Below are 16878 nucleotides of genomic sequence, written 5' to 3'. Positions count from 1 at the left end.
CCATGCGGGCGTTGATCCTGGGCGGCGCGGTCGCCTTCGCGTCGGCCGCCGCCGTGCTGGCGGCCGGCCAGATGACGCCGCCGCCGGGCGACTACCGCATCGACGCCGAGACGACCACGACCAGCCACGCCGGCCGATGGTCATGACTTCGGTGCAACACGTCGACGGCGCGACGGGCGCGACGACGGTTGAGCAGACCGCGCCTGACGGCTCGACAGCCCGCCAGGCCTATCCCGGCCAGGGTCCCAACCCCTGGTGCGTGAAGGGCCCCGGCGCTCCGCCGCCCGGCGCGATCGCCTGCGCCAACCGTTCGGTCACGAGCTTGCCCGGCGGCGGCATGAGCCAGCAGGCCGTCTGCGGCGGCGGCCAAGTGATCTCCGACAGCTTCCGCAAGCTGGCCGACGGCCGCTGGGAGCGGACCTTCCAGGCCGACCGCGTGATCCCCTCGGCCGCGCCGGTCGATCCGCGCACGAACGCGGCCATGGCCCCGGTCATCGCCCAGATCGAAGAACAGATCCGCTCGGGCCCGCCCGCCGAACGGGAAGCCGCCAGGCAGCAACTGGCCGCACTGAAGGCCAGCCTGGGCGGCGGGGCCTCGGGCAACGACACGACGGTGGTGACCCGCGAGACCTGGACCAAGGTCTCCGATCGCTGCGGCTAGGCTGGGAACGGCGCGGCGAACGCCTCCGGCTCCAGCCGCAGGCCATTCGCCAGTAGACTGACGGTTCGGTAGAAGCCGGTCAGCATCATCAGTTCGATCCGGGCCTCTTCGCTGAAGGCCTGCGTCAGGCGCGCCCACAGGGCGTCGTCGATATCAGCGCGGACGTGGACCGCGTCGCTGAAGGCGATCAGCAGTGCCTCGCGCGGGGCCCAGCAGTCCGCAATGCCTGGTGTGACGGTGGCGGCCAGCTGTTCGGCGTCGAGGCCGGCGGCGCCCGCGAAGATCGCCGCGTGCACGCCCCACTCGTAGCCGCAGCCGTTGAGGGCGCAGGTGCGGTGGATGACGATCTCGCGCTCTCGCAGGGTCAGGTGACCTGGGTCGAGCAGGCCGCCGCCAGTGAAGCGACCGAACAGCCGCTCGTCGCGAGCCAGGGCGCGGAACAGCGACAGCGGCTGGTCGCCGGGGGTCTTCAGCTGCTCCAGCGTACGAGCGACGCCAGGCGGGTAGGGGGCCTCTGCGGGTTCGATCCTCGGCGACATGGGCGCTCCTCCGTGCTACAAAATTTGTAACATGGAAAATTCCGACGACGCTACAAAAAATGAAGCGACCCGAGTGACTCCATTGCCGGGGCGCGCCGTAAGGGGCTCGGAAACCGGCAAGCCGATCATGGCGGCGCTGGATCTGCTGGGCCGGCGCGGGGCGCTGCGCATCGTCTGGGAGCTGCGCGAGGGCCGGGTTCTGACCTTCCGCGCCCTGCAGGCGGCGGCCGAGCTGCCGCCGGGGACGCTGAACACGCGTCTGTCCGAACTGCGCGCCGCCGACATCGTGGCGGCCGACGGCGGCTATCGGCTGAGCTCGCGCGGAAGCGAGTTGATCGCTGCCTTATGGCCGCTGATGGCCTGGTCCGAGGCCTGGGCTCAGGCCTTGGAGCGATAGGCCGCTACGGCGGCGTCGTAGGACCCCAGAGCCCGCACCTCCAGGTCGGTGTCGCAGTACTCGACCACCTCGGCGATCTTGCCGTCACGGAAGCGGAAGATGAAGCAGTACTCGTTGTCGTAGCGCTGGCCGGCCTTGGTCAGCACGCTGCCGCGCACCTCGGCGACGACTTGGTCGCCCTCGGCGATCAGGTTGATGGCGCGGGCGGTGTAAGTGTCGGCGAACAGGTTGAACAGCGGCGCCAGCAGGTCGCGGCGGATTGTCTCCTGGCCCTCGAAGCGGCGCGACCAGTCCGAATGGCCCGGGAAGCGCCAGACATAGTCTGGATGGACGCTGTCGCTGAACACGCTGCGGTCGCCCGTCTCGAGGGCGGCGTAGATGCGGCGGATGGTTTCCTTGTTGTCATGGGCGCTCATGGCGGATCTCCTTTGAGCGCCAGGATGCGGTCGGCTAATCTATGCGTGAACTGCATAGGGTAGATATTAATGATGCGTGATGCGCATGATCTTCGTGGCAAGCTCGACCTGCTGGTCGCCGCCGACGTCATCCTCGACACCGAAAACCTGACCGTGGCCGGTGAGCGGCTGGGCCTGTCGCAGCCGGCGGTGAGCCGCACGCTGGGGCGGCTGCGCGAGGCATTTGACGATCCGCTGCTGGTGCGGGTGGGCGCCCGCATGCGACCGACGCCGCGCGCCGAGGCTCTGCGTGCGCCGCTGGCGGCCCTGCTGCGGATGGCCGAGGGCCTCTACGCCCCGGCTGGTTTCGATCCGGCGACGGCTGACCGGGTGTTCCGGGCGGTGATCCCGGACGTCGTGGCGGCGGTGATCCTGCCCGAGCTGCTGGCGCGCCTGGCCAAAGACGCGCCGGGCTGCCGGCTGGATCTGCTGCCGTGGCGGCGCCAGGCCGAGCAGCCGCGCGACCTGGATCTGGTGATCACTACCGAGATCGACGCCTTTCCCGACTACCGGATGCGGCCGCTCTACCAAGACCACGACATCCTGGCCTTCGCGGGCGAGCCGCCGTCGGGCGACCTGCTGGCCCTGAACCATGTGGCGGTGATCGCGGCGGGGGCGACGCAGGATCCGGTCGACCGCTGGCTGGCCGGGGAGGGGCGCGAACGTCGCATCGCCGTCGTGGTGCCGCACTATCTGCTGGCGTTGCAACTGGTGGCGCGCGGCGGCCACGTGGCGGTGCTGCCCTCGCGAATGATCGCGGCCCTGGGCGCGCCGCTGGGCGTGCGCGGCGTCGAGCTTCCCATGTCGCAGGAGCCCGACCAGCAGTGGATCATGCACCCGCCGCAGCTGGACGCGGACGCCGCTTCGGCCTGGCTGCGCGAACAGGTGGAAGCCGTCGTCCGCTGAGGTAGAGTGCGTCGGGACTAAGGGAGCAGGCGATGGCCAAGGTGCTGGGTTTGGGCGGGATCTTCTTCAAGGCCGAGGATCCGCAAGCCGTGCGCGACTGGTACGCGCGGGTGCTGGGTTTCGACATCCATTCGTGGGGCGGGGCGATGTTCAAGCAGCCCAAGACCACCACCAACTGGTCGGCGTTCGCCGCCGACACCCAGTATTTCGCGCCGTCGGCCGCGCCGTTCATGATCAATTTCATAGTCGATGATATCGACGGCGTGCTGGCCAAGGCCGCCGCCGAGGGCGTCGAGGCGTTGGGTCAACAGGATGAAGGCGGCATGGGCCGTTTCGCCTGGCTTCTGGATCCTGCAGGGGTCAAGATTGAGCTCTGGCAGCCTGCCAAGGCTGAACCTGGGGCATAATATCCTCTTGCCAAATCGGACATAAAGATATCTTTATGTCCCCATGAAGCTATCCGCCGAACAGGTCGTCGAGGTGCTGCGCGCCGCCGGCGAGTCCACGCGCCTGCGACTGCTGGCCCTGCTGGCGGCCGAGGAGCTGTCGGTGCTGGAGCTGTGCCGCATCCTCGACCAGAGCCAGCCGCGCGTCTCACGGCACCTGAAGCTGCTGGCCGAGGCGGGTCTGGTCGAGCGCTTCCCGGACGGGGCCTGGGTGTTCTACCGCCTGGCCGCCAAGTCGCCGGGTCGTTTCCTGGTCGAACAGGCCTTGGACCTGATCGACGACACCGATCCCATCGTGCGCCTGGACGCCGACAAGCTGTCGGCCGTGCGCGCCGAGCGCTCGACCGACGCCCAGGCCTATTTCGCCCGCAACGCCGCGCGCTGGAACGAGATCCGCTCGCTGTATGTCGACGAGGCCGAGGTCGAGACCGCGATCCTGCGCGCGACCGGCGAGGGTCCATTCGAGGAACTGGTCGACCTGGGCGCGGGCGCGGGCCGCATGCTGACCCTGCTTGGCAAGCGGGCCAGCAACGCCCTGGGCCTGGACCTGTCGCAGCAGATGCTGAACATCGCCCGCGACGAGGTCACCAAGGCCGGCCTGGTCAGCTGCGAGCTGCGCCACGGCGACATCTTCCGCACCGGCCTGCCGGGCGGCTGCGCCGACCTGGTGACCGTGCACCAGGTGCTGCACTACCTGTCGGATCCCGCCAACGCCGTGGCCGAGGCCGCGCGGCTGGTGACGCCGGGCGGCCTGCTGCTGATCGCCGACTTCGCGCCGCACGACCACGAATTCCTGCGCGAGGTGCACCAGCATCGCCGCCTGGGCTTCGACGACGTCGAGATCGTCACCTGGCTGCAGGCCGCCGGCCTGCAGCTGGAAAGCAATATCGCCCTGCCGCCGGCCACGGCCGAGGGCCTGACCGTGAAGATCTGGACGGCGCGCCGTCCCGGTCTGGCTACCGCTTCGAGGAACGCCGCATGACCCTTCCGCCCACCCGCCGCGTGATCGGTCCCGTCGCCCGCGCCGGTGAACGCACCGGGCGTCCGCGCGTGTCGTTCGAGTTCTTCCCGCCCAAGACGCCACAGATGGAAGAGAACCTGTGGCAGGCGATCACCCGCCTGGCGCCGCTGGATCCGGCCTTCGTTTCGGTGACCTACGGCGCCGGCGGCTCGACCCGCGAGCGCACGCACCGCACGGTCAAGCGCATCCTGGACGAGACGAGCCTGAAGCCCGCCGCCCACCTGACCTGCGTCGGCGCCAGCCGCGAGGAAGTGGACGAGGTCATCCGTGAGTACTGGGAAACCGGTGTCCGCCACATCGTCTCGCTGCGGGGCGATCCGCCGCCGACCGAGGGCGGCATCGGCGGGGTCTATGTGCCGCGCGCCGACGGCTACGCCAACGCCACCGAGCTGACCAAGGCCATCCGGGGCGTCGCGCCGTTCGAGGTGCTGGTCGGCGTCTATCCCGAGAAGCATCCGGAAAGCCCGTCGATCGAGCACGACATCGACGTGCTCAAGCAGAAGGTCGACGCTGGCGCGACGCTGGGCATTAGCCAGTTCTTCTTCGATCTGGACGCCTTCCTGCGCTACGTCGACAAGGTCCGCGCCGCCGGGATCACCATCCCGATCGTGCCGGGGATCATGCCGGTGACCAACTTCAACGGCCTGAAGAAGATGTCGGCCGCCTGCGGCACGGCGATCCCGGGCTGGCTGGCCAACCTGTTCGAAGGCCTGGACGACGACGCCGAGACCCGCCGCCTGATCGCCTGCTCGGTCGCCACCGAGATGTGCGCCAAGCTGCAGGAGCAGGGCTTCGAGGACTTCCACTTCTACACCCTGAACCGGGCCGATCTGGTCTACGCCATCTGCCGTGTGCTGGGCGTGCGCGAGACAGCCCCGGCTCCGGCGGAGGCTGCGGCATGAAGCGCGTCCTGATCTCCCTGGCCTTCGCCCTGGCGGCGATGGCGGCTCCGTCGGCCCAGGCTGACGACAACAGCAACTGGGTCAAGCCGATCAAGCCGTACCGCGTGGTCGGCAATATCTATTACGTTGGCTCCGAAGGCCTGTCGGCCTGGCTGATCACCTCTTCGGAAGGCCACGTCCTGCTGGACGGCGGCCCCTCGGCCGAGGGCGGCAAGCTGATCGAGCGCAGCATCCAGCAGCTGGGCTTCCAGCTGGCGGACGTGAAGGTGCTGATCAACAGCCACGCCCACTTCGACCACGCCGGCGGCATCGCCCAGCTGAAGGCCGACATCCCGACCGCCAAGGTCTGGGCCTCGCGCCTGGACGAGCCGGCCCTGGAGAAGGGCCAGCACTTCGGCGACAACGACAACGGCCTGACGCCCTTTCCGGCGGTCAAGGTCGACAAGGGTTTCGGCGACGGGACGAGGCTGAAGGTCGGCGAGACCACCCTGGTCGCCCACCTGACGCCGGGCCACACCATCGGCTGCACCACCTGGACCACCCAGGTGACCGAGAAGGGCCGGCCGCTGAACGTGACCTTCCCGTGCTCGCTGTCGGTGGCCGGCAACCACCTGGTCGGCAACAAGACCCACCGCAGCATCGTCGCCGACTATCGCGCCAGCTTCGCGGCCATGCGGGCCATCCCGACAGACGTCGTGCTGCCCAGCCACGAGGAGCAGGGCGACCTGCTGACCAAGCGCCAGAAGCTGCTGCGCGGCGACCCGAACGCTTTTATCGACCCCACCGAACTGGGCCGCTTCGTCGACGGCTATGAGACCCGGTTCAACCAGGAACTGGCGCGCCAGCAGGCGGCCAATCCGGGAGCCAAACGATGACCGAACTCTCCATCCGCGCTAATCGCGTCGCCGCCCTCAAGGCCGCCGCCAAGCAGAAGATTCTGATCCTGGATGGCTCCTGGGGCGTGATGTTCCAGAAGAAGGGCTTGAACGAGGCCGACTACCGCGCCGATCGCTTCGCCGACTACAACGGCCAGATGAAGGGCAACAACGACATTCTGTGCCTGACCCGGCCGGATCTCGTCGCCGAGCTTCATGATGCGTATTTCGCCGCCGGCGCCGACATCTCCGAGACCAACACCTTCTCGGGCACCACCATCGCCCAGGCCGACTATCACCTGGGCGAACAGGACGTCTGGGACATCAATTTCGAAGGCGCCAAGATCGGCCGCTCGGTGGCCGACCGCTGGAACGCCGAGAACCCGGCCTCGCCGAAGTTTATCGCCGGCTCGATCGGCCCGCTGAACGTCATGCTGTCGATGTCGTCGGACGTGAACGATCCCGGCGCGCGCAAGGTGACCTTCGACCAGGTCTATGAGGCGTACCGCCAGCAGGTGGATGCGCTGTACAAGGGCGGTGTCGACCTCTTCCTGATCGAGACGATCACCGACACCCTGAACTGCAAGGCTGCCATCAAGGCCATCCTCGACCTGCGCGACGAGGGCCATGAGGAACTGCCGATCTGGATCAGCGGCACCATCACCGACCGCTCGGGCCGCACCCTATCCGGCCAGACGGCCGAGGCATTCTGGAATTCGGTCAAGCACTGCAAGCCGTTCGCGGTGGGCTTCAACTGCGCTCTGGGCGCGGACCTGATGCGCCCGCACATCGCCGAGATGGCCTGCATCGCCGACACCCTGGTCGCGGCCTATCCCAACGCCGGCCTGCCCAACGCCATGGGCCAGTACGACGAGGAGCCGCACGAGACCGGCCACGCCCTGCACGAATGGGCCAAGGACGGCCTCGTCAACATCCTGGGCGGCTGCTGCGGCACCACGCCGGACCACATCCGTCACGTCGCCGATGAAGTGCGCGGCGTGACCCCTCGTCAGATCCCCGAGCGTCCCAAGGCCATGCGCCTGGCGGGCCTCGAACCGTTTGAATTGGCCTAAGCGACTATGAGACCCGTCTTCGTCAACATCGGTGAGCGCACCAACGTCACCGGCTCGGCCAAGTTCAAGAAGCTGATCGTGGAGGGGAACTACCCCGAGGCGCTGTCGGTCGCGCGTCAGCAGGTCGAGGCCGGCGCCCAGGTCATCGACGTCAACATGGACGAGGGCCTGCTCGACTCCAAGCAGGCGATGATCACCTACCTGAACCTGATGGCCGCCGAGCCGGACATCGCCCGCGTGCCGGTGATGATCGACAGCTCCAAGTGGGAGGTGATCGAGGCGGGCCTGAAGTGCGTCCAGGGCAAGGCGATCGTCAATTCGATCTCGATGAAGGAAGGCGAAGAGAAGTTCATCGAGCAGGCCAAGCTGTGCCTGCGCTACGGCGCGGCCGTGGTGGTGATGGCCTTCGACGAGGTCGGCCAGGCCGACACCGCCGCCCGCAAGATCGAGATCTGCGAGAAGGCCTACAACATCCTGGTCGACAAGGTGGGCTTCCCGCCGGAAGACATCATCTTCGACCCCAACATCTTCGCCGTGGCGACGGGGATCGAGGAGCACGACAACTACGCCGTCGACTTCATCGAGGGCACGCGCGAGATCAAGAAGCGCTGCCCCTACGCCCGCATCTCGGGCGGGGTGTCGAACGTCTCGTTCAGCTTCCGCGGCAACGAGCCGGTGCGCCGGGCGATCCACTCGGTGTTCCTGTACCACGCCATCAACGCCGGCATGGACATGGGCATCGTCAACGCCGGCGACCTGCCGGTCTATGACGCCCTGGACCCCGAACTGCGCGAGGCCGTCGAGGACGTGATCCTCAACCGCCCGCAGCGGACCAATGTCTCCAACACCGAGCGCCTGGTCGACATGGCCCCGCGCTACAAGGGCGAGAAGGGCCAGGTCCAGACCGCCAACCTGGCCTGGCGCGAAGGCACGGTGAACGAGCGCATCACCCACGCCCTGGTCCACGGCATCACCGAGTTCATCAACGAGGACACCGAGGAAGCGCGCCTGTCGGTCGAGCGGCCGCTGCACGTCATCGAAGGCCACCTGATGGACGGCATGAACGTGGTCGGCGACCTGTTCGGCTCGGGCAAGATGTTCCTGCCCCAGGTCGTGAAGTCGGCCCGCGTCATGAAGCAGGCCGTGGCCTGGCTCGAACCCTTCATGGAGGCCGAGAAGGCCGGCAAGCCGCGCGAGCAGGCGGGCCGCATCCTGATGGCGACCGTCAAGGGCGACGTCCACGACATCGGCAAGAACATCGTCGGCGTCGTGCTGCAGTGTAACAACTACGAGGTCATCGACCTGGGCGTCATGGTCCCGGCCGACCGCATCCTGGACGAAGCCAAGAAGCACAACGTCGACATGATCGGCCTGTCGGGCCTGATCACCCCCTCGCTGGACGAGATGGTGTTCGTGGCCGCCGAGATGGAGCGCCAGGGCTTCACCATCCCGCTGCTGATCGGCGGCGCCACCACCAGCCGCACCCACACGGCGGTCAAGATCGAGCCGGCCTATCACAAGGGCTCGACCACCTATGTGCTGGACGCCAGCCGGGCGGTGGGCGTGGTCTCAGGTCTCTTGTCGGCCACCGAGCGCGACCGCCTGCAGGCCGAGACGCGCACCGAATATGTCCGTATCCGCGAGCAATATGCCCGTGGCCAGACGGCCAAGGCGCGCACCAAGATCGCCGACGCCCGCAAGAAGAAGTTCGCCATCGACTGGGACGGCTATGTCCCGCCCAAGCCGGCCTTCATTGGCGCGCGCACGTTCGAGCCCACGCTCGACGAGCTGGTTCCGTTCATCGACTGGTCGCCGTTCTTCGCCAGCTGGGAGCTGATCGGCCGCTTCCCGCAGATCCTGGAAGACGACGTGGTCGGCGAGGCCGCCACAGACCTCTATCGCGAAGCCCGCGAAATGCTCGACAAGGTGTTGGCCGAGAAGTGGTTCGGGGCCAAGGGCGTGATCGGCTTCTGGCCGGCCCAGGCCGACGGCGACGACATCGTGCTCTATACGGACGAGACCCGCACGACCGAGCTGTCGCGCCTGTTCACCCTGCGCCAGCAGATGGACAAGGGTGAGGGCAAGCAGAACGTGGCGCTGTCGGACTTCGTCGCGCCGATCGGCCAGGGCGGCGACTATGTCGGCGGCTTTGCCGTCACCGCCGGCCATGGTGAGGACGAGATCGTCAAAAAGTTCAAGGACGCCGGCGACGACTACAGCGCCATCATGGCCTCGGCCCTGGCCGACCGCCTGGCCGAAGCCTTCGCCGAGTGGCTGCACTACAAGGCCCGCGTCGAGCTGTGGGGCTACGCGCCTGAAGAGGCGGCCGACACCGACGTGATGATCGCCGAGAAGTACCAGGGCATCCGCCCCGCGCCCGGCTATCCGGCCCAGCCCGACCACACCGAGAAGGGCACGCTGTTCAAGCTGCTGGACGCCGAGGCGGCCACCGGCCTGAAGCTGACCGAGAGCTACGCCATGACCCCTGGCGCGGCGGTCTCGGGCCTGTATTTCAGCCATCCGCAGTCGCACTATTTCGGCGTGGGCAAGGTCGACGCCGACCAGGTCGAGGACTATGCCCGCCGCAAGGGCTGGGACATGGCCTATGCCGAGAAGTGGCTGTCGCCGATCCTCAACTACGACCCGGCCGCCCGGGCGCGCGATGCAGCGGCTTAACCACGTCATCCATCTAAGGTTGACCGTGCCGTGAAATCCCACGAGGCTCGCCCTCGTCCGCTAGCTTGGCGGGCGAGGGGCCTTCGAGGAGTTTCATGGACGGTGCAGCTACGCCCGTGTCGACGCCGGCCGCCGGCGAGACACTGACCTTCGGCCAGACGATCGAGCCTAAGGCCTTCATCGGCCTGAGCCTGAAGAACGGCCTCCTCAACATCGTCACGCTGACGCTGTACCGCTTCTGGGGTAAGACCGAGGTCCGTCGTCGGGTGTGGTCGCACATCACCCTGAACGGCGAGCCCTTCGAATATACCGGCAAGGGCAAGGAGCTGTTCCTGGGCTTCCTGCTGGCCACGCTGCTGATCGGCGTGCCGTACCTGGCCCTGGTGCTGGCGATCCAGTTCGTCAGCCCGCTGTTCACCCTGCTGATGATCCCGGTCTACATCGCCGCCATCGTACTGGTCGGCATGGCGATCTTCATGACCTGGCGCTACATGGCCAGCCGCACGACCTGGCGCGGCGTGCGCTTCCACCTGAGCGGCAAGGCCAGCAACTACGGCTGGACCTATCTGGGCTATGCGCTGCTGAACGGCGTCACCCTGGGCTGGTTCAGTCCGGCCATGACCATGCGGCTGTCAGCGCGGATCTGGGGCGGCATGAGTTATGGCGACCAGCCCTTCACCTGGAAGCGCGCCAACAGCCAGAACCTGTACGGCCCGTTCGCCATCGCCTGGATCGTCGGCATGGTCGGCTATTTCGTCATGGTCGGCGTGGTCGTCGCGATGGTCTCGACGCGCATGCAGGAAGGCGAGCCCGGCGTCACCTTCATCCTGCAGGTCTATGCCATGGCCATCGTCTACGCCCTGCTCGTGGTGCTGGCCTCGGCCGCCTACCACGCCGCGGTGCTGCGCGAGATCGCGGACTCGATCCGCATCGGCGACGCGCAGCTGGCCCTGGACGTCAAGGCCGGGGCGCTGCTGGGCCTGACCGTCACCAACCTGCTGATCATCGTGCTCAGCCTGGGCTTCCTGCAGCCCGTCGCCATGGCGCGCTCGGCCAAGTTCCTGATCGAGCGTCTGTTCAGCGCCGGTTTGGCCCCGCTTTCCGACGCCCACCAGGCGCCGCGCGGACCCAAGACGGGCGAGGGCCTGGCCGACGCCTTCGACGTCTCGCCCTTCTGAGGCGGGCGTGGAGGGGCAGCTGTATGACGGCCGCACGGCACGGCCTTGGCGGGTCACGATCGCGCTAGAGGGCGGACGTATCGTCGTCCGGGCGGTCGACGATACGTCTGTCGGCCTGGACTGGCCGCTGGACCAAGTGCGCGAGACCCTGCGCTCGGACGGCCGCTACAGCCTCTCGCGCGGTGACGAGGACGCCCGGCTGATCGTCGAGGCCCAGGCCTGGCGGGCCTTGGCCGGCCGCACCCATGCCGACATCCACAGGCGTGGCCGAGGCCGCGAATGGGCCCTGGTCGGTGGCCTGGTAGGGGCCGGACTGACGGTGGCGGCGGTGGTCTTCGTCGGCGTGCCGCTGGCCGCGGGACCGCTGGCGCGGCACACGCCGCCGGCGCTGGAGGCCCGCTTCGGCGCCAGCATGGAAAAGCAGCTGACCGTGCCGTTCCGGCCCTGCAAGACCGACACGGAGTCAGCCGCGCTTCTGCGCGACCTGGGCGAGCGGCTGGGCAAGGCGGCGGACTCGCCGTTCCCGATCAAGGTGCGGGCCGTGCGCGCGCCGTTCGTCAACGCCTTCGCCCTGCCGGGCGGCACGATCCTGGTCACCGGCCGGCTGATCGAGGAGGCGAGGGGGCCTGACGAGCTGGCCGCCGTGCTGGCCCACGAGATCGCCCACGTCGAGCGCCGCCACGTCATGCAGGCCGCCTGGCGCTCGATGGGCGCGGGCCTGTTGCTGGACGCCGTGGTCGGCGGCGGCAGCGGGGCGGGACAGCAGCTGGTGGTGCTGGCCGGTGGTTTCGCCGACCATCGCTTCAGCCGCACGCTGGAGGCCGAGGCTGATGACCGGGCGATAGAGATCCTGCACGCCCAGAACATCTCGACGCAAGGCATGGCCGATTTCTTCGACCGCCTGGCCAATCGCGGCGACGATCCGCGCCTGCGCCAAGCCGCCGAGTGGTTCCAGACTCACCCCGATACGGCCGGCCGCGCGGAGAAGGCCAAGCGGGCGATCCGGCCCGGCCAGCCTTCGATGTCCGACCGCGACTGGGCCGTTCTGGACCGCGTGTGTCGGGTCGATGACGCGCCAAAACCCAAATCGCGTAACGGTGTGCGATAAATTGTCCGCAGGACAGTGCGGGTAAGGATTTCCGCAACCGTTCCCATGGACGATGCCGCTTCCTTCAGGGGAGTGGGATGGACCGCAGGAACATCGAGCTCAAGATCTTTGGCCTGATCGCCGGCATGGCGGCGGGTATGATCCTGCTTGCCGGTATCGCCCTGACCGTCGCCACCCGCCACGCCGATCTGCGCGAGCGCCAATACGAGCAGACCCTGGTCGGCAACGGCCTGCGCCAGCGCGGCAAGGAGATCCAGACCGCCCTCAATCCCTACGTGATCTGGGACGAGGCGATCATCAAGCTGGACAACCAGTTCGATCAGGCCTGGGCCAGCCAGAACATCGGCGCCTCGCTGGGCGGGGCCCTGGGCTACAAGATCGTCTACGTGCTGGATGCGGCCGACCAGCCGCTGTACGGCCACGTCAACGGCAAGGACGTCACGCCCGACACCTACGCCCGCTACGCCGTCCCCACCGCGCCGCTGGTCGCCGCGATCCGCAAGCTGGAGGCCGATCCCAAGAAGGTCGCCGAGCTGCGCGCCGTGCACAAAAGCCGCGTGGAGCTGATCGGCGACGAGCCGGTGCTGATCACCGTCTCGCTGGTCCGCCCGGACCTGAAGGCCAAGACCCGGGGCGCGCAGGCGCCGCTGATCGTGACCGGCATCCCGGTGGCCAACAGCGTCATCAAGACCTTCTCCGATCGCTTCCTGCTGCACGACGCCCATATCGAGGTGGTCCAGCCCAACAAGGTCCAGACCCGAAGCGCCCAGGCCATCCTGGGTAAGGCCGCCGACGGCCGCCGCATCACCCTGCGCTGGACCCCGCGCCAGCCGGGCGAGGAGCTGCTGAAGTCGGCGACGCCCATGCTGGTCACCGCCATTCTCGCGGCCGTGATCGGCTCGCTGCTGCTGTTCCGCATCACCCGCCGCGCGGCCAAGAAGCTGCTGCTCAGCGAGGCCGAGGCCAAGCACCTGTCGCTGCACGATCCGCTGACGGGCCTGGCCAATCGCACCCTGTTCACCGACCGCCTAGTCCACGCCCACGCCCTGCTGCGCCGCAAGCCCGGCCACCTGGGCGTGCTGTGCATCGACCTCGACCGGTTCAAGGAGGTCAACGACAACTACGGTCACGACGCTGGCGACCAGCTGATTCGCGAGGTGGCCCGCCGGCTGAAGCAGATCTGCCGCGAGACCGACACCATCTGCCGCCTGGGCGGCGACGAGTTCGCCATCATCCAGCCCGACACCAATCCCGCCGGCGTGGCCACCCTGGCCCAGCGCGTGGTCGACGGCTTGTCGGGCGAGGTCGACCTCACGATCGGCCGCGCCGAACTGTCCTGCTCGGTGGGCGTGGCGGTGGTCTCGGACGGCGACCAGGGCCAGGCCGAAATCCTGCGCCAGGCCGATGTCGCCCTCTATCGCGCCAAGGACAGCGGTCGCGGCCGCTTCTGCTTCTTCGAGCCCGAGATGGACTCGGCTCTGCGCCTGCGGAAGGGCCTGGAGCGCGACCTGCGCACGGCGATCGAGAACGAAGCCCTGACCGTGGCCTATCAGCCCCTGACCGACGCACGCGGCGGCATGGTTGGGGTCGAGGCCCTGGCCCGTTGGAACCATCCCGAGCGCGGCGACATCTCGCCGGCCATCTTCATCCCCCTGGCCGAGGCCTGCGGCCTGATCGGCCAGATCGGCGCCGCCGTGTTCCGCCGCGCCTGCTATGACAGCCTGCGCTGGTCGGGGCTGGAGGTTTCGGTCAACGTCTCGGCCATCCAGCTGTCCAGCGCCGGCTTTGTCGACGAGATGGTCGCCACCCTGGCCGAGACCGGCGCCCGCGCCGACGTCTTCATGCTGGAGATCACCGAGACGGCCCTACTGAAGGACAGCGACGGTGTCCACGAGGCCCTGCGCCGCCTCAAGCGCCTGGGCTTCCGCCTGGCTCTGGACGACTTCGGCACCGGCTACGCCTCGCTGGCCTATCTGCGCCGTCATCCGATCGACAAGCTGAAGATCGACCGCTCGTTCGTCTCCAGCCTGCCGGGCAACAGCGAGAGCCTGGCCGTCGCCTCGGCCATCGTCAGCCTAGCCCGCTCGCTGGGCCTGAAGACGACGGCCGAGGGCGTCGAGACCGAGGGCCAGTTCGAGGCCCTGATCAAGCTGGGTGTCACGGAGTTCCAGGGCTTCCTGCTGGGCCGCCCGATGCCGGCCGACGCGATCGCCGGCGTGCGCGAGACGGTGCGCTAGCTTCCGCAACGTGAACTAGCCAAGGCTGCAACCCGGACGCATCCTCCTCTCAACGACATAAGGGAGGGGACGATGGAACGGTCAGGCGTCAGCCGCCGGGCTCTGGGTGCGCTCGCACTCGGCGGCGCGGCCGTGGGGCTATCGGGTTGCGAGGGGCCGGGCGAGACCGACCTGAAGCCGAAAAGCCGGCAGTTTCCCAAGGATTTCGTCTGGGGCGTGGCCACCGCCGCCTTTCAGACAGAGGGCTCGCAGACCGCCGACGGGCGCGGGCCCAGCGTCTGGGACGTCTTCGAGGAGGTCCCGGGCCATGTGAAAGACGGTACGGACGCGACCGTGGCCACCGACAGCTATCGTCGCTTCCAGGACGACGTAGATCTGATCGCCGGGGCGGGCCTGGGCGCCTATCGGTTCTCACTGAGCTGGTCTCGGATCATGCCGAGCGGCGAGGGGGCGGTGAATGCCGCCGGGCTCGACCACTATTCGAAGCTGGTCGACGCTCTGCTGGCCAAGGGCATCACGCCCTATGCGACCCTGTTCCACTGGGACCTGCCGCAAGGCCTGCAGGCCAAGGGCGGCTGGGCGGCGCGCGACACGGCGCTGCGCTTCGCCGACTACGCCCATGCGGTGGTCGACAAGCTGGGCGACCGGCTGAAGAACTACATCATCCTCAACGAAGCCGCCGTGCACGCCGTCTTCGGCCACGTGCTGGGCGAGCACGCGCCGGGGCTGAAGGACATCAACCTGCTGGGCAAGGTCGTCCACCACATGAACCTGGGGCAGGGCCTGGCCATCCAGGCGCTGCGGGCGGGAGCGACCGGTCTCAATGTCGGCACCACCATGGCCTTGCAGCCTTGCCGGCCGGCGGGCGGACCTTGGGCGGTCTGGAACCGCCTGGCCTCGGACGGCCTGGACGCGCTGTGGAACAAGGCCTGGCTGGATCCGGTGTTTCGCGGGACCTATCCGAAGGACATGGACGATCTGCTGAAGGGCGTCGTGCAGGACGGCGACCTGAAGACCATCCAGCAGCCGCTCGATTTCCTGGGGGTGAACTACTACGCGCCGGCCTATGTGCGCCTGGACCTCAACTCGCCCAGCAAGATCGCGCCGGCCAATCCGCCCAAGGGCGCGGAGCTGGACGCCTTTGGCCGCCACATCGATCCGTCGGGCCTGTTCGAGGTGCTGGACCGTGTGCGCCGCGAATACGGCGCGCCCAAGATGATGGTGACGGAGAACGGCTGCTCGGATCCGTTCGGCAACGGGCCGGGGATCCTGAAGGACGACTTCCGCATCGCCTATCTGCGCCGCCACCTGCAGGCGGTGTTGGCCGCTCGCGAGGCCGGCTGCGACGTGCGCGGCTATTTCGAGTGGACCCTGATCGACAACTTCGAGTGGGACCTGGGCTACACCTCGAAGTTCGGCCTGGTGGCGATGGACCGGGCGACGGGTGTGCGGACGCCAAAGGCGTCTTATGCGTGGTTCAAGGCGTTGGCCGGCAGCGGGCTGCTGCCGGCCACATAGGCCTAGTCCGCCTTGCAGATCAGCACGTCGCGGCCGCCGCGCTTGGCGGGGACCAGGCTGCCGGCGCAGGGGACGGGGTTGACCGGGTCGACGATGACCTCGTTGCCGCCGATCGGGGTCAGCTTCTTGGCTGCCGGAGCGGGAGCGGGTTTGGCCGCGGTCTTGACCGGAGCGGCCTTCGCCGGGGCCGGCTTGGCAACGGCGGGCTTCGGCGTAGCGACGGGCTTTTGGGCGACCGGTTCCGGCGCGGGCGGCGGCGGAGCCGCTTCGGCGACCGGCTGAGCCGCGGGGGCTTCCGGCGCGGGCTGTGGCGTCGGCGTCTTGGTCGGGGCGGCGTTATAGTTCAGGGCCTTGCCCAGGATGCTCGACTTCATCTCGAGCGTCTTGGCGCGCTTCTCGCAGTCGCCGGGCGGGCTCCAGCTCATCCACATCTGGGCCAGGCGCGCCTTGTCGACGGTGTCGGCGCCCTGCCAGATGGCCGCGCCGCGCTTGACTTGAGCGCCGCCATATTCCGAGATCGGACGCGGGCTGGCCTTCTCGGCCGCGGTGATCGCCGAGGAGAAGGTCTTCAGATCCTTCTGGGCTTGGCTGCGCAGTTCCGGATAGGTCTTCAGCGACGCGGCGACGCCGTCGGGACCCGGAAACGCCTTCTCGATCCGCGTCACCTCCGGCATCACGCGGTCATAGAGATTGGCGTAGCCACCCAGGGCGCCGTAGCACCAGGCGACATAGCCGTACTCGTCGGCCGGCGGAGAATTGGGGCCTTGGGCGGCGGGTTGGCCGTCCTGGGCCAGAAGCGCGAGAGCAAGGAAGAGGGCGTTCGCCATGCGGGCGGAGGTCCTTTCAGGATAACGTAGCGAGTCACTAGAGCATTTCCGGCCCGATT

General features: G+C 68.2%; 16 protein-coding genes and 2 pseudogenes. 14 read left to right on the top strand and 4 right to left on the bottom strand.

Annotated elements, in window-relative coordinates:
• Positions 1-2: 2 nt before the first annotated feature.
• Positions 3-146, top strand: a complete 144-nt coding sequence (locus AC1RR5_RS18970) for a hypothetical protein (RefSeq protein WP_492923897.1) — start codon at positions 3-5, stop codon at positions 144-146.
• Complete coding sequence (locus AC1RR5_RS18965) at positions 143-661, top strand: hypothetical protein (RefSeq protein ID WP_492923895.1); 519 nt, start codon at positions 143-145, stop codon at positions 659-661. Before AC1RR5_RS18970 ends, AC1RR5_RS18965 begins: the two co-directional genes overlap by 4 nt.
• Here the strand turns inward: AC1RR5_RS18965 and AC1RR5_RS18960 are convergent.
• Positions 658-884, bottom strand: a pseudogene (locus AC1RR5_RS18960) (carboxymuconolactone decarboxylase family protein). The gene AC1RR5_RS18965 and the pseudogene AC1RR5_RS18960 overlap by 4 nt on opposite strands.
• Positions 885-915: 31 nt before the next feature.
• A pseudogene (locus AC1RR5_RS18955) lies at positions 916-1200 on the bottom strand (carboxymuconolactone decarboxylase family protein); the annotation flags it as partial.
• Positions 1201-1273: 73 nt separating this feature from the next.
• Here AC1RR5_RS18955 and AC1RR5_RS18950 point away from each other — a divergent pair.
• Positions 1274-1597 (top strand): winged helix-turn-helix transcriptional regulator, encoded by a 324-nt coding sequence (locus AC1RR5_RS18950; protein ID WP_492923893.1) that lies wholly within the window; start codon positions 1274-1276, stop codon positions 1595-1597.
• On the opposite strand, the gene AC1RR5_RS18945 is transcribed toward AC1RR5_RS18950, so the two are convergent.
• Entirely contained in the window at positions 1579-2013 is a 435-nt protein-coding gene (locus AC1RR5_RS18945; RefSeq protein WP_492923891.1) for a nuclear transport factor 2 family protein, read from the bottom strand. The two genes, AC1RR5_RS18950 and AC1RR5_RS18945, sit on opposite strands and share 19 nt — an antisense overlap.
• A 72-nt stretch (positions 2014-2085) precedes the next feature.
• Here AC1RR5_RS18945 and AC1RR5_RS18940 point away from each other — a divergent pair, with 72 nt between their 5' ends.
• The 11 genes from AC1RR5_RS18940 to AC1RR5_RS18890 all read left to right on the top strand — a co-directional run bounded on the left by AC1RR5_RS18940 (position 2086) and on the right by AC1RR5_RS18890 (position 15992).
• Complete coding sequence (locus AC1RR5_RS18940; RefSeq protein ID WP_492923889.1) at positions 2086-2958, top strand: LysR family transcriptional regulator; 873 nt, start codon at positions 2086-2088, stop codon at positions 2956-2958.
• A gap of 32 nt (positions 2959-2990) precedes the next feature.
• Entirely contained in the window at positions 2991-3365 is a 375-nt protein-coding gene (locus AC1RR5_RS18935) for a VOC family protein (RefSeq protein WP_492923887.1), read from the top strand.
• A gap of 43 nt (positions 3366-3408) precedes the next feature.
• A complete protein-coding gene (locus tag AC1RR5_RS18930) occupies positions 3409-4386 on the top strand; it encodes an ArsR/SmtB family transcription factor (RefSeq protein WP_492923885.1) in 978 nt (325 codons plus the stop codon).
• Positions 4383-5327, top strand: a complete 945-nt coding sequence (metF, locus tag AC1RR5_RS18925; protein WP_492923883.1) for a methylenetetrahydrofolate reductase [NAD(P)H] — start codon at positions 4383-4385, stop codon at positions 5325-5327. The genes AC1RR5_RS18930 and metF overlap by 4 nt, the downstream gene beginning before the upstream one ends.
• Entirely contained in the window at positions 5324-6202 is an 879-nt protein-coding gene (gene blaCAU, locus AC1RR5_RS18920) for a CAU/MBL1b family subclass B3 metallo-beta-lactamase (protein ID WP_492923881.1), read from the top strand. Before metF ends, blaCAU begins: the two co-directional genes overlap by 4 nt.
• Positions 6199-7275, top strand: coding sequence for a homocysteine S-methyltransferase family protein (locus AC1RR5_RS18915; RefSeq protein ID WP_492923879.1), 1077 nt, complete (start codon positions 6199-6201; stop codon positions 7273-7275). The genes blaCAU and AC1RR5_RS18915 overlap by 4 nt, the downstream gene beginning before the upstream one ends.
• A gap of 6 nt (positions 7276-7281) precedes the next feature.
• Complete coding sequence (gene metH, locus AC1RR5_RS18910) at positions 7282-9951, top strand: methionine synthase (RefSeq protein WP_492923877.1); 2670 nt, start codon at positions 7282-7284, stop codon at positions 9949-9951.
• Positions 9952-10046: 95 nt separating this feature from the next.
• A complete protein-coding gene (locus AC1RR5_RS18905; RefSeq protein WP_492923875.1) occupies positions 10047-11129 on the top strand; it encodes a YjgN family protein in 1083 nt (360 codons plus the stop codon).
• A gap of 7 nt (positions 11130-11136) precedes the next feature.
• A complete protein-coding gene (locus AC1RR5_RS18900) occupies positions 11137-12237 on the top strand; it encodes a M48 family metallopeptidase (protein WP_492923873.1) in 1101 nt (366 codons plus the stop codon).
• Between the two features lie 77 nt (positions 12238-12314).
• A complete protein-coding gene (locus tag AC1RR5_RS18895) occupies positions 12315-14474 on the top strand; it encodes a bifunctional diguanylate cyclase/phosphodiesterase (RefSeq protein WP_492923871.1) in 2160 nt (719 codons plus the stop codon).
• A 72-nt stretch (positions 14475-14546) separates the two neighbouring features.
• Positions 14547-15992, top strand: coding sequence for a GH1 family beta-glucosidase (locus AC1RR5_RS18890; protein WP_492923869.1), 1446 nt, complete (start codon positions 14547-14549; stop codon positions 15990-15992).
• 2 nt (positions 15993-15994) lie between these two features.
• Here the strand turns inward: AC1RR5_RS18890 and AC1RR5_RS18885 are convergent, their stop codons facing one another.
• On the bottom strand, positions 15995-16819 hold the full coding sequence (locus tag AC1RR5_RS18885) for a hypothetical protein (RefSeq protein ID WP_492923867.1): 825 nt from the start codon (positions 16817-16819) through the stop codon (positions 15995-15997).
• Between the last annotated feature and the right edge of the window lie 59 nt (positions 16820-16878).

This window comes from Caulobacter sp. GW821-FHT11E11, assembly GCF_058808315.1.
This window is presented reverse-complemented; position numbering and strand designations above follow the sequence as displayed.